At 52.2% G+C, this 12,318-nt stretch carries 17 protein-coding genes; 14 read left to right on the forward strand and 3 right to left on the reverse strand.

The features are described from left to right. The 3 genes from BLR64_RS29430 to BLR64_RS29440 form a co-directional block, all read right to left on the reverse strand. A partial coding sequence (locus BLR64_RS29430) for a transposase (RefSeq protein ID WP_167360780.1) occupies positions 1-287 on the reverse strand: 287 nt, incomplete at its 3' end. Positions 288-363: 76 nt separating this feature from the next. After that, entirely contained in the window at positions 364-1,020 is a 657-nt protein-coding gene (locus BLR64_RS29435; RefSeq protein WP_090720236.1) for an SdpI family protein, read from the reverse strand. Further along, entirely contained in the window at positions 1,017-1,352 is a 336-nt protein-coding gene (locus BLR64_RS29440; protein WP_244157881.1) for an autorepressor SdpR family transcription factor, read from the reverse strand. Before BLR64_RS29440 ends, BLR64_RS29435 begins: the two co-directional genes overlap by 4 nt. Positions 1,353-1,568: 216 nt before the next feature. Between BLR64_RS29440 and uptA the strand changes: the two genes are divergently transcribed. The 14 genes from uptA (at position 1,569) to perR (ending at position 11,899) form a co-directional block, all read left to right on the forward strand. Beyond that, entirely contained in the window at positions 1,569-2,183 is a 615-nt protein-coding gene (gene uptA / locus BLR64_RS29445) for an undecaprenyl phosphate transporter UptA (protein ID WP_090720237.1), read from the forward strand. After that, positions 2,180-2,746, forward strand: a complete 567-nt coding sequence (locus tag BLR64_RS29450) for a thioredoxin family protein (RefSeq protein ID WP_068729645.1) — start codon at positions 2,180-2,182, stop codon at positions 2,744-2,746. Before uptA ends, BLR64_RS29450 begins: the two co-directional genes overlap by 4 nt. 4 nt (positions 2,747-2,750) lie before the next feature. Beyond that, positions 2,751-3,383, forward strand: coding sequence for an MBL fold metallo-hydrolase (locus tag BLR64_RS29455; RefSeq protein WP_068729642.1), 633 nt, complete (start codon positions 2,751-2,753; stop codon positions 3,381-3,383). Between the two features lie 186 nt (positions 3,384-3,569). Continuing rightward, positions 3,570-3,800, forward strand: coding sequence for a hypothetical protein (locus BLR64_RS29460; RefSeq protein WP_090720239.1), 231 nt, complete (start codon positions 3,570-3,572; stop codon positions 3,798-3,800). Between the two features lie 39 nt (positions 3,801-3,839). Next, positions 3,840-4,394 carry an RNA polymerase sigma factor SigY gene (gene sigY, locus BLR64_RS29465; protein WP_244157882.1) on the forward strand — a complete coding sequence of 185 codons (555 nt, stop codon included), beginning with the start codon at positions 3,840-3,842 and terminating at the stop codon, positions 4,392-4,394. Next, the gene (locus BLR64_RS29470; RefSeq protein ID WP_090720243.1) at positions 4,387-4,716 is read left to right on the forward strand and encodes a DUF5345 family protein; all 330 of its coding nucleotides are present in this window, start codon (positions 4,387-4,389) and stop codon (positions 4,714-4,716) included. The genes sigY and BLR64_RS29470 overlap by 8 nt, the downstream gene beginning before the upstream one ends. Beyond that, a complete protein-coding gene (locus BLR64_RS29475) occupies positions 4,713-4,928 on the forward strand; it encodes a hypothetical protein (protein ID WP_090720245.1) in 216 nt (71 codons plus the stop codon). Before BLR64_RS29470 ends, BLR64_RS29475 begins: the two co-directional genes overlap by 4 nt. Positions 4,929-5,079: 151 nt before the next feature. After that, entirely contained in the window at positions 5,080-5,463 is a 384-nt protein-coding gene (locus BLR64_RS29480; protein ID WP_068729631.1) for an ATPase, read from the forward strand. Between the two features lie 138 nt (positions 5,464-5,601). Beyond that, entirely contained in the window at positions 5,602-5,889 is a 288-nt protein-coding gene (gatC, locus tag BLR64_RS29485) for an Asp-tRNA(Asn)/Glu-tRNA(Gln) amidotransferase subunit GatC (RefSeq protein WP_090720247.1), read from the forward strand. A 23-nt stretch (positions 5,890-5,912) separates the two neighbouring features. Next, a complete protein-coding gene (gatA, locus tag BLR64_RS29490; RefSeq protein WP_090720249.1) occupies positions 5,913-7,370 on the forward strand; it encodes an Asp-tRNA(Asn)/Glu-tRNA(Gln) amidotransferase subunit GatA in 1,458 nt (485 codons plus the stop codon). A gap of 52 nt (positions 7,371-7,422) precedes the next feature. After that, complete coding sequence (gatB, locus tag BLR64_RS29495; RefSeq protein WP_090720251.1) at positions 7,423-8,868, forward strand: Asp-tRNA(Asn)/Glu-tRNA(Gln) amidotransferase subunit GatB; 1,446 nt, start codon at positions 7,423-7,425, stop codon at positions 8,866-8,868. 91 nt (positions 8,869-8,959) lie between these two features. After that, the gene (locus BLR64_RS29500) at positions 8,960-9,430 is read left to right on the forward strand and encodes a GNAT family N-acetyltransferase (RefSeq protein ID WP_090720253.1); all 471 of its coding nucleotides are present in this window, start codon (positions 8,960-8,962) and stop codon (positions 9,428-9,430) included. A gap of 41 nt (positions 9,431-9,471) precedes the next feature. Beyond that, the gene (locus tag BLR64_RS29505) at positions 9,472-11,334 is read left to right on the forward strand and encodes a DUF4097 family beta strand repeat-containing protein (RefSeq protein ID WP_244157883.1); all 1,863 of its coding nucleotides are present in this window, start codon (positions 9,472-9,474) and stop codon (positions 11,332-11,334) included. 133 nt (positions 11,335-11,467) lie between these two features. Next, positions 11,468-11,899, forward strand: a complete 432-nt coding sequence (perR, locus tag BLR64_RS29510; RefSeq protein WP_068729621.1) for a peroxide-responsive transcriptional repressor PerR — start codon at positions 11,468-11,470, stop codon at positions 11,897-11,899. Positions 11,900-12,318: the final 419 nt, after the last annotated feature.

Below are 12,318 nucleotides of genomic sequence, written 5' to 3' on the forward strand. Positions count from 1 at the left end.
TTTAGCAGTTCACGCAGAAGCTCGATCTCTAGATCTTTTTCGCCTAGGAGTTTAATCGCAGTGTCCATCTTGTCCTCTAACTCCTGAACACGTTTTGCATCTTCGATACGTTCGCTAACAGAGGGTGTTGCCTGCTCACCGAATCGTTCTTTGTAGAACTTCACCCAGTTCGCAATCGTGCTCGGAGAAACTGAATACTTACGGGCAAGGAAAGATATCTTTGTTCCATTAATCGCTTCTTGGGCAACTTTGATCCGTTGTTCGTCGTACAACTTATTGCTCTTCATGTTCCTCATCCCCTTCTCTATTAGTGTACCTTATGCATCTTGAGGACTCCAATTCGATTAGGGGGCTTGAGAGAAACTACACCTTCATCCGCTGCGAAATGAACCACGAATAAACATAGGGAACAAGGACGGCAAGCAGCAGGGAGGTGATAATCAGGCTGATGGACGCAGTCTTGGGCAGGAAGGCGGCGAGCATCAGCAATATCCCGCCGGCCACCCACATGTATCCCGAGAAGCGGTGGGTTTTCCGCCAGACCTCAGGGCTTGCAAGCGTCCATGGTGTTTTGATACCGGTGAAATAGTTGTCTTTGATCTGCGGCATATAGTTTCCCAGTGCGATGAACAGCAGCCCCACAACCGCAATCCCGAGTTTTCCTGCAGCAAAATCCGGATGCAGCCCCTTGGTTACAGACAGCACCAGCATGGCATCCATTACAACGGCGATGGTCAGACGGATCATTTTGTAGGCCGCGGTAAATTTGCTGTAATTGTCCTTCTTGGGGTCAATCCGGCGGATAAACTGCATGGCAAGCGGAAGCACGAGACCAAGGACGGCACCTTGGATAATGATTGAGCTTTTAGGCCAATACCGGTTCACTTCTCCGGTAATGCCGAACTGCGCGGGCAGCTGCTCCGGCAGCCTGCTGTAATTGACCAGTGCGTATCCGAGCGCCAGCACACCCAGTATAACAATCAGCGTGTCCTGCCATTTCCACCTAAAATCCTTCATCATAACTCCTCCTTGTCAGATTGGAGCTTCCGGCGGGGGGGATCCCCGGCTGCCGTTGGCTCAGCTTCACTGTTTTTCCCGGCTCCTGTCAGCTCCAGAAACCATCCCAGAACCTCCTCAAGCACAGTCGTATCGAGTGAATACACGATAAACTGCCCCTTGCGCTCATCCTGTACCAGTCCGGCATGCTTCAGGGCGCTCAGGTGATGCGAGATACTCGGTTTGGTCATCTGAAAATAATCGGCAATCTCTCCGGCAGTCCGGTCCTTCTCACGCAGCAGCCTAATGATCTGCCTCCGGGTTGGATCGGCCAGCGCCTTAAAGGATTCATTCATGTTCTGTCCGACCTTTCGATATTTAAATAATTATCTAAATATATAATTGCGCTTAATCCTGTAATTGTCAATGACGATCTTCGGTTACGGGCCGCAAGTAGAAGTTGTAAGGCCGCATATGCTAGAATAAGCTAGGAGCAGGCTGGTACATAGCAGAAAAAATGCCGGGATTTCCGGACGTTTACATTCTGTATTCAAAGGGGAGGAGGGCTGCAGTTGCATTATATATCTGATCTGATCTCGCATCTGTTCGAATGGATTCAGAGTCTGGGTTACTTCGGGATTATGATCGGACTGATGATTGAGGTCATTCCGAGTGAAATCGTACTCGCGTTCGGCGGCTACCTGGTCTCACAGGGCGACATTAACTTCTTCGGTGCCATTATTTTTGGAACAGTCGGAGGTGTCATAGCCCAGATTTTTGTCTACTGGATCGGCCGTTACGGCGGAAGACCGGTACTGGAGAAATACGGAAAGTACATTTTTATTAACAAAAAGCATATCGACCATTCGGAGGAATGGTTCAAAAAGTACGGTACAGGGGTTATTTTTACCGCGAGATTTATTCCGGTTGTCCGTCATGCGATCTCAGTGCCTGCCGGCATCTCACGTATGCCGCTGGGTAAATTTACGCTGCTGACTACATTGGCAGTAATCCCTTGGAGCGCCCTGTTTGTCTATCTGGGGTACACCCTGGGCGATAAATGGGAGACGATTGACGAGGTTGCCGGCAAATATACCCATGAGCTTATCCTGGTCGCTATCGCTATTATCGTTATTTACTTCCTGTTCAAATGGTATAACTCCAAAAAGAAAGGTAGTGCAGCATGAAGCAGAATGTAGCCCATAAATTCGGCCAAGGCCTGACCCCGCGCCAGTTCGTGGAGAGCATGACCAAAAATCAGCAGGCCTTTGAATCCTGGTATGAGAAGTTCGCCTGGGAGAATGCGGATGACCGTGAGTTTTTTGAAAGCCTGAACCACCGTGATGATCTGCGCGTGCTGATTCTGGCTGCCGACTGGTGCGGCGATGTTGTTCGCAATGTGCCGGTAGTTTTCCGGATTCTGGAGACCGCTGGCATCAAGACCGAAGTGCTGATTCTGGAAGAAAATCAGGATCTGATGGACGACTTCCTGACGATGGGCGGAAGATCGGTGCCTGTGGTTATTTTTGCCGATACCGGCGGTTACGTGCTGGGTCATTGGGGACCGCGTCCGGAGCATGTGCAGTCGCTGATGCGTGCGTTCAAACAGGAGAATCCGGACCGTGAAGCCGCCGATTACGACAGCAAAATTGCTGAAGTACGCAAGGCAATGGGGCAAGCCTACGGGGAAGGTACGGAATCGCACGCAGTCATCGCCAAAGAACTGCGCAGCCTGATTTCCGGTTTCTGATCCTATGCTGAATATACGTTCCTATAATCTGGGTCCGCTCCAGACCAATGCCTATCTTCTGACCGGAGCTGACCCGCAGCGTGGAGTGATCATCGACCCCGGCATGAATCCAGCTGCACTTGTACGCGCCATAGAGAATATGGAGATTGAAGCTATCCTGCTGACCCATGCCCATTTTGACCATATCGGCGGGGTGGATGAAATCCGCAAAGCCAAAAAATGTCCGGTATATGTTCATGCCCTGGAAAGCGAGTGGCTGGTCAGCCCCAAGCTGAACGGTTCACTGATGTGGCCGGAGGCTTCACCTCCGATCAGTACAGAGCCGGCGGAATATGATCTGGCCGAGGGCCAGATTCTGAAGCTGCTTGGGCTTACCTTCAAGGTTTTTCATACCCCGGGCCATTCGCCGGGCAGCGTCAGCTTCCTGTGCGGGAATGATCTTTTTTCCGGAGATGTCCTGTTTAAGCTTGGTGTGGGGCGCACGGATCTGCCGGGAGGCCGGGAGCGTGATCTGGTTGATTCACTGCGCGGCAAGCTGTACCGCCTGGACGAAGAAGTGAAGGTATACCCCGGACACGGCCCGCGGACGACCATCGGCTTCGAGCGCCGGAACAATCCTTATGTACCCATGCAGTGACGTTATTCCTTCCTAAGCGACAAAAAGCGAGAAAATAGAGATGGACAGAAGGATACAAAGTTGCTACAATAACGTTAATTAAATGTAACATTTACCTCGCGAAGCACGCAGACTGCGGAATTAATCCCGGTTTGCGTTCTTTTTTTGTTTGTGTATACGGGTTTTATTTGTATGGGAGGAAGTTAATTGAAGAACGATATCATTGACTTATATGATTGCTCCGACTTAAGCGAAGCCGATTTAAAGGCTGAAAGCATAGAGGGAAAGGCGTTGTACCATCCAAAGGTGAAGAAGACTGAGGCGCTCAGAGAGGCACCGAGCCATTTATGCTTTTGGCGGTTTCCTGACGGCCGCGGGCGCTATCAATCCTGGCGGCGCAGATTGTGGGAGCTGCAAAATAACCGGGACCGTGAATGAACGATCCGGCAATCCTGTACGTATTACAGATGGCCAAAAATGAAGGAGGAGCGACAGAAGCCGATGAGCGAAGGGACGCTGGAGTTAATCAGGCAGGCGCAGCAGGGCGACCTTTCGGCGCTGGCCGGGCTTCTGCGGGAGCACTACAATTTTCTGTTCAAATATTTAATCAAAGCTACCATGGACCCTTCCCTGGCGGAGGAGCTGGCACAGGACACCGTGGTGCGCGCCATGGAGAAGATCGGCAGCTATAACGGCACATCCGCATTCTCCTCATGGCTGATCACGATTGCAACCCGGCTATACATTGACCGCAAACGGCGCTGGAAAAGGGAAGCAGATTGGCTGCGCCAGGAACGGGGAACAGCGGCCATCCGCTGGCGGTTCGAGAGCCGCAATATGGAGTGGAGCGAAGTGCTTGATGCACTGTCGCGGCTGCCGCTGCCCCAGCGTATTTCCGTATTGCTGAAGCATTATTACGGCTACAGCTATGAAGAAATCGGCAGCATTATGGAAGTTCCGCCGGGAACCGTTAAATCGCGTGTGTCTGCTGGGTTGCAGCAGCTGAGAAAGGAGCTGAAAGAGGATGAATAATGATACAGGGGACAAGAAGCTGTTAAACAAGCTGTCTGCTGAGCTGGACCGGCTGGATGCGCAGTATGATGACATCCCGGCACCGTCCCTGCCGGCAATGCAGCAGTTTTTAGCCGCAGAAGCTATCCGCAGACGCCGCCAGAGCCGCCGGGAGCTGCTGCTGTTTTGGCTGGCCGCACTATTTCTCCTTAGCATTGTTCTGGCCGTTCTGGGATTTGCGCCTGCAGTTTACTGGGTTCTTCAAGCAGTAATTCCGCTTGCTGCACTCGGCGGTCTGGCGGCGGTTAGGATCAGGCGGCGACTGGAGGAAAGAGATCAATGAAGGAGCTGCATGATGTACCTTATTGGCTGTGGGCTGTCATTGCAGCCCTTCTGCTGGTTCAGGGAACATGGATGTTCCGTGATGCCCGCAGGCGTGATAAAGGCAGGGCTGCCTGGTTCTGGGGATTATGGGGAATGACCGGATCTCCAACTCCGCTGGTCGTTTACCTGCTGTTCATTGTGCTGCCGCAGCGGCGCAAGCAGGGACGCTAACGCTGAACCTGTGCTATAAAATGCTGTTTTTCAGAAAATTTTTGTGAACTTTCATTTAACACTCCTGCAGCTGCTGGACAGCTCTAGCTTTTTCTAGTAGACTGTTGAAACAAGTAGAACCATGATAGATTTTGGAGCAGGAGGTAAGGCGATGCTGCGGTTGGGAGAAAAAATTGTCATTGTTGCTGACGCGTTTGAACAGAGTCTTCCTATCGGAGACTACGGCTACCTGATTGCTTATGACCGCAATCCGGACAATGCGTTCGATTATGTCATCCGTGTCCCTCAGGCTAACAGGAATTTTTATGTTACTGCGGAGGATATTGAGGCAGAAGAGCAGCTGCTGGAGGCGGAAGCCGAAAGAGCGACACATGAAGCGCTCATCGACTACGCTTTGTCAACACATAACGAGAAGCTGTTTCATCATCTGATGAACGGCGATGATGCGGAAGTCCCGGAGGCGGAAGCAGCACCTAAAGAGAGCATGTCCCAGGCGGAATTCATCAAACAGGTGAATCTCCGGGCCTGGATTTAAGGAAGGCCGGCGCAAGCCGGTCTTTTTGTTATGCAGATAAGGGCGAAGGACAAGTACATTGAATTGTACAGGCTTCTACAATATAATTAAAAACGTTATCCGGGCGCTTTAGCCCTTTAAACAGGAGGGATATTCGGTATGAGCATTACTGTCAAAGATGTGCAGCATGTGGCCAAGCTGGCCAGACTGCAATTAAGCCCGGAAGAAGAGGCTGTTTTTACTGAACAAATGAATGCTATCTTACAATATGCTGAGAAATTGAATGAGCTGGATACAGAAAATGTTAAGCCTACTACACATGTGCTGCAGGTCAGCAATGTGATGCGCGATGATGTGGTGAAGGAGAGCCTGTCCCAGGAAGAAGCCCTGCTTAATGCGCCTGAGGAAGAAGAGGGTCACTTCAAGGTTCCGGCTGTACTGGAATAACTATACCGAAAGGAGGAAGAATGTTGAGCCTGTTTCAATATCGATTGCCTGAATTACATAACATGCTGCACAGCAAGGATATTTCCGTCAGCGAACTGACGGAACAATCGCTGGCTGCAATCGCTGAGCGTGACAGCAAGGTGCATGCATTTTTAACGCTGAATGAAGAGGGGGCGCGCCAGTCGGCGCGGATGCTGGACGACAAGCTGGCCTCCGGTGCTGCGCGCGGCCTGCTGTTCGGCCTTCCTGCAGGAGTTAAGGATAACATTGTAACCAAGGGGCTTCGCACTACCTGTGCCAGTAAGTTCCTGGACAATTTCCAGCCGATTTATGATGCGACCGTCGTCTCCAAGCTGCGTCAGGCCGATGCGGTAACCATCGGCAAATTGAACATGGACGAGTTCGCCATGGGCGGCTCCAATGAGAATTCTGCTTACGGCGCCGTGCGCAATCCGTGGAATCTCGAGCATGTTCCCGGCGGTTCGAGCGGCGGCTCGGCAGCGGCTGTAGCTGCCGGAGAAGTATTATTCGCCCTGGGTTCCGATACAGGCGGCTCCATCCGCCAGCCTGCTTCCTATTGCGGAGTGGTCGGCCTGAAGCCAACCTACGGCCTGGTGTCCCGCTACGGTCTGGTAGCTTTCGCATCCTCGCTGGATCAGATTGGCCCGGTTACCCGCAATGTTGAGGATTCCGCTTATGTCCTGCAGGCCATTGCAGGCTATGATGCCCAGGACTCCACCTCGGCCAAGGTGGATATTCCCGATTATCTCAGCGCTTTGACCGGCGACATCTCCGGACTGCGCATTGCCGTGCCGAAGGAATATATCGGCGAAGGTGTAGATACAGCTGTTCGTGAACAGGTAATGTCGGCCCTCAAAGTGCTTGAAGGTCTTGGCGCTGTATGGGAAGAGGTCTCCCTGCCGCATACCGAATATGCGGTAGCCGCTTATTATCTGCTTGCTTCATCAGAGGCTTCCTCCAACCTGGCCCGTTTTGACGGTGTCCGTTATGGTGTCCGCGTCGATGACGGCGGCGGCCTGCTGGATCTGTATCACAACTCCCGCAGCCGCGGCTTCGGCCCTGAGGTGAAGCGCCGGATTATGCTCGGCACCTATGCCCTGAGCTCCGGTTATTATGATGCTTATTATCTGAAGGCGCAGAAGGTGCGCACCCTGATTAAGCAGGACTTCGATGAAGTCTTCAAGAAATACGATGTAGTCATCGGCCCTACAGCGCCGACGACGGCCTTTAAGCTGGGCTCGCAGACGGAAGACCCGCTGACGATGTATTTGAACGATATACTGACCATTCCGGTCAATCTTGCCGGCATACCTGCGGTCAGCATTCCTTGCGGCTTTGCCGAAGGACTGCCGGTCGGACTGCAGATTATCGGGAAGGAATTTGACGAGAGCACCGTGCTGCGCGTAGCGCATGCCTTTGAACAGAATACAGATTACCACAAAGAGCGGCCACAGCTGTAGGTCCCGCCGGATAAGACTGTGTACGAGTACAGGCTCACAAAACTTTTAAGGGATGAGATCATTTATGTCTAAATACGAAACGGTCATCGGGCTGGAAGTTCATGTGGAGCTTCATACCAAGTCCAAAATTTTCTGCGGCTGCTCGACAGAATTCGGAGCTCCGCCCAACACCCATACCTGTCCGGTCTGCCTCGGGCATCCCGGCGTGCTGCCGGTCCTGAACCGCCAGGCGGTGGAATATGCAATGAAAGCGGCGATGGCGCTGAACTGCACAATCGGTGATGTCAGCAAGTTCGACCGCAAGAACTACTTTTACCCCGATTCGCCAAAAGCCTACCAGATCTCGCAGTATGATCAGCCGATCGGCCTGAACGGCTGGATCGACATCGAGGTGAACGGCGAAACAAAGCGTATTGGTATTACCCGTCTTCATCTGGAGGAGGATGCAGGCAAGCTCACACACGTTGACGGCGGCTTTGCCTCGCTGGTTGACTTCAACCGTGTAGGTACACCGCTGATCGAGATTGTCTCCGAGCCCGATCTGCGCTCGCCTGAAGAGGCCCGCGCTTATCTGGAGAAGATCCGTGCGATTATGCAGTACTGCGATGTCTCTGATGTTAAGATGGAGGAGGGCTCAATGCGGTGTGATGCCAACATCAGCCTGCGCCCTGTGGGGCAGGAGGAATTCGGTATCCGCGCCGAGCTGAAGAACATGAACTCCTTCCGCGGCGTACTGCGCGGTCTGGAATATGAACAATTCCGTCAGGGCGAGATCCTGGATGATGGCGGAGTGGTGGTGCAGGAAACACGCCGCTGGGATGAGGCCCAGGGCAAAACCCTGTCCATGCGCGGCAAAGAGGAAGCCCACGATTACCGTTATTTCCCGGACCCGGATCTGATCGTCCTGCATATCGACGATGCCTGGAAGGAGTCCATCCGTTCGACTATTCCGGAACTGCCGGATGCCCGGCAGGCCCGCTACAGCGAAGAGTTTGGACTGCCTGCTTACGATGCCGGCGTGCTGACTTCCTCCAAGCCGCTGGCTGATTTCTTTGAAGGCAGCCTGGCCTATACGAAGGATGCCAAAGCCGTTGCCAACTGGATGATGGGTGATTTGCTCGGGTATCTGAACAGCAACAGCCTTGAACTGTCCCAGGTCAAGATTACTCCGCAGGGACTGGGCGAAATGATCGGTCTGATCGCTGGCGGTACCATCAGCAGCAAGATTGCCAAAACCGTATTCAAGGAAATGCTGGAAAGCGGCAAGCTGCCTGCAGTGATTGTAGAAGAAAAAGGACTTGTGCAGATCAGTGACGAAGGTGCGATCAAGCAAATTGTCGAAGCAGTCGTAGCGGCTAACCCGCAGTCAGTAGAGGACTACAAGGCCGGCAAGCAGAAGGCAATCGGCTTCCTCGTAGGGCAAGTCATGAAAGAAAGTAAAGGCAAAGCCAATCCGGGTCTTGTAAACACACTTCTGGCTGAAGTATTGAACGGCTAGAACCGGTTTTGGGTAATTTATTATAGGATCTTCAGCTCAGGGCTTGTCGGCAAACGGCAGGCCCTGTGCGGCATATAAGGGGAATGTGCGGATGAATACAATAACCAGGCTGGATCTGCAGGATGATTACACCCTAAGCGAGCTCTGGAGTCTTCAGCATAAAGCCTACCGGCTGGAGGCCGAGATGATCGGTTTTCATGAAATCCCTCCGCTGATGGAGACGAGAGAGATGCTGGCGGCGGTTAAAGAGGCGTTCTACGGCTGCTTTGATGAGAGCGGAGATCTGCTGGGTGCGGTTGCTGTTCTCGAAGAAACACCGGGCAAGCTGACGGTTACCCGGATGATGGTGAATCCGGAGCATTTCCGCCAAGGCATAGCGGGTAGTTTGCTGGAATTTATTTTTGGGCTTTATTCCGGGATAGAGCAGTTTATCGTATCTACAGGGAAGCTGAATCACCCTGCCGTTACACTGTATACGAAGCATGGATTCATTCCTGCGAGTGTAGAGGAAGTGGCTCCGGGAGTGGAGCTGATTGAGTTTTACCGGGGTGGGCGGCTTTGAGCAGGAAGAACTATACCTTTCGAGAAAGGAAGAGTCCCGATATGAGTTCCGAACAACAGCAGGATGAATCTGTTATGTTGCCCAAGCCGCCTGTAATCCCGCCGCGCCAGAAAAAACGCCCCCGGAAGCGCAAATTTATAGCAGGGCTGCTTGCAGCCGTTATTCCGGGTGCCGGACACCTTTATTTGGGGCTTCTCCGCAAAGGGATTTCCTTCCTGTTCATTATTTTGCTAGATATTGCGGCGATGCTGTATTTCTCCTCTATCGGCATGCAGATCAACGTTCCGCTGCTTATTTTACTGGCACTGCTGATTCCGGTCGTTTATTTCTACAATGTGTTTGATGTTCTGCAGTCTGCAGACCGTATACTGCGGCTGCCGGAGGAATCTGAACCTGAATTGCCGATAACAGCGGCAAAGACAGCCAGATCCTGGATCAGCGAGCCGGGGATTTCCTTTGGACTGATGCTGCTTATCGGCGGGGCGCTTATGTTCCTTTTCCGGCAAAAGCCTCCCTGGCTGCAGCAATTCATTGAGACCTATGCCGGAGCCTCGGTTGCCGGAGTGCTGCTTCTCTGTGCGCTGTGGCTGGGAGTACGCGAAGTTGCTAAAAGCATTCTGATCCGAAGAAGCGATGAACGCCGCCCCCGCCGGGTAGGCCGGTATACAGCGGCTGTGGTGCTGGCAGGTGTGGGTACTTTTCTGCTGCTGGACTGGCTTAACGGTACCGAGACTATGCTGCTGCTGCTCAAATGGTGGCCCCTGATTCCCGTGCTGTGGGGCGTGGAGTATTTGCTGATTACCTTGTTTACACGCCGTAGAGGCACAACAGCGAAAGCGCCAAGGCCCCGAATGGATCTGCGCGGGCTGCTGTCAGCATTAATACTGGGTGCCAGCGTATTTATCGTGGCCGAACAGGAGCATTATCTGCACCTGTGGAACAAGGTCAGTATGAACCTGACTGTGGCAGCAGTGGATTACGGGGAAGCCGCAGGCAACCGGTATGAGAAGGCGCCGCTGGTTGTACCGGTTGAGCTTAACACCTCCAAAATTACCGTTGACGGCATTAACGGGGATATCCTGATCCATCGCGCTGCTGTAGAGGACATAGAGATTACAGCTACTGTGTGGGTTGATGAACTGGATGGTGCACAGGCTGAGGCGGTCTCCGAGCAATCTTTTGTACAAGTAGAGGAAGGGCCGACGATCAAAATCACTCCCCAATATCAGACTTACGGAGATTCCGGCAAACGCCAGCCGCGAATAGATCTGGATATCTCGCTCCCTGAAGACCGGCGGTTCAATCTGGATGTCCGGACAATGAACGGCGGCATAACGTTACAGAACGTAGAGGCCATTGAGGATATTGCCCTGGAGACGGGGAATGGTGAGCTGATTCTGCACCGTATTTTCGGGAATATAAAGGGGAAAACGCTGAACGGCGCGGTCCGAGCACGTACCGTTCAAGGAAGCGTGGAGCTTTCAACAGGTGGCGGAAGCATGGATGCCTGGGATATTACAGGTCCGCTGAAGCTCTCCACAGTTGTCGGCAATATTTCCGCCACAGGCAGCGGAGATGAATTGAATCTGGCCAGCAAAAACGGCAATCTCGAAGTTGACGGTGCAAGGGCGAAGCTGCATGCAGAATCATTGAACGGCACAATCAATATCCGCTCAGAGGTGCTTGGCGGTGACTGGGAGGTTTACAGCGCGGTTGGAGACATCAATCTTTATCTGCCTGCTGCAGCCAACTATACGCTGAACGGTTCGAGCGGTTACGGGAATATCAGCACGGATATTACCGGGCTGGTCATTGACAAAAAAACCGTCTCCGGCGAAGTAGGCACCGGCGAATTTAAGCTGAATGTGGAAGGGAACAGCAGTCTAAATGTGAAGGAATATTGAAAAAAGTAATTTTTATTATATAATAATGAATATAATGTACTTGGCACGTTGACAACATTCAAAGCAGGGTTTTACAATTGCAGTATAGTTTTGGATTTCTAATTATTGTTTTAATTTAAAGGCGGTGGAATTGATGGGTAGTGGCGTACAGCATGCATTGGAACAATTGAAGACTACCGGTGTCCGTATTACACCCCAGCGTCATGCAATTTTGACGTATCTGATGGAAGCGTTGAATCATCCTACGGCAGACGATATTTATCGTGCGCTGGAGCCGCAGTTTCCAAGCATGAGCGTGGCGACAGTATACAACAATCTGAAGATGTTTATGGAAGCCGGAATGGTGCGTGAATTGACCTACGGTGATAATTCGAGCCGCTTTGATGCCAATGTATCCGATCATTATCATGTCATCTGCCAGGAATGCGGTAAAATTGAGGATTTCAGCTATCCTTCGCTTCATGAGGTTGAGCACGCGGCCGAACTGGCAACAGGCTTCAAGGTTCACGGATTGCGGATGGAGATGTATGGAGTCTGCCAATGCTGCAGTGAGAAGAAGCATTAGCTGTAGAAATGCATATAGTCAGGAAACGATCTTATAACGTGTGGTATCCGTTAACGGCTGCCACGCGTTTTTTGTTTAGGCGTGCCCAGAGGCACGCATTATCTAGTTGGTGCAAGTCCAACCAAGAGAGGGGCCAAGCCACTCTTGTAGCTAGGATGCTTGCGCATGGCGAAATCTGTGTGTAAAAGCGCATCGACAAAAGTACCGGTCAGAGACCGGGCGAGCAACAACCCAGGCCGCAACATCAAGTGAATCCTGCCGCGTCGTCAAAAAGGCCCTGCAAAGGGGAAAAGAGGGAGCCGAGTCTCGCTAAACTGGACGAAGGCCATGGAAGCTGTAAAGAACTTGGTACAACAGCGAAGAACCCTCCGGCGTAGAGGGAACGGCATGGTTTGAAAGATAATGCAGTGAACTGGGGA

The organism is Paenibacillus typhae, assembly GCF_900099765.1.
Taxonomy (GTDB): Bacteria; Bacillota; Bacilli; order Paenibacillales; family Paenibacillaceae; genus Paenibacillus_AQ; species Paenibacillus_AQ typhae.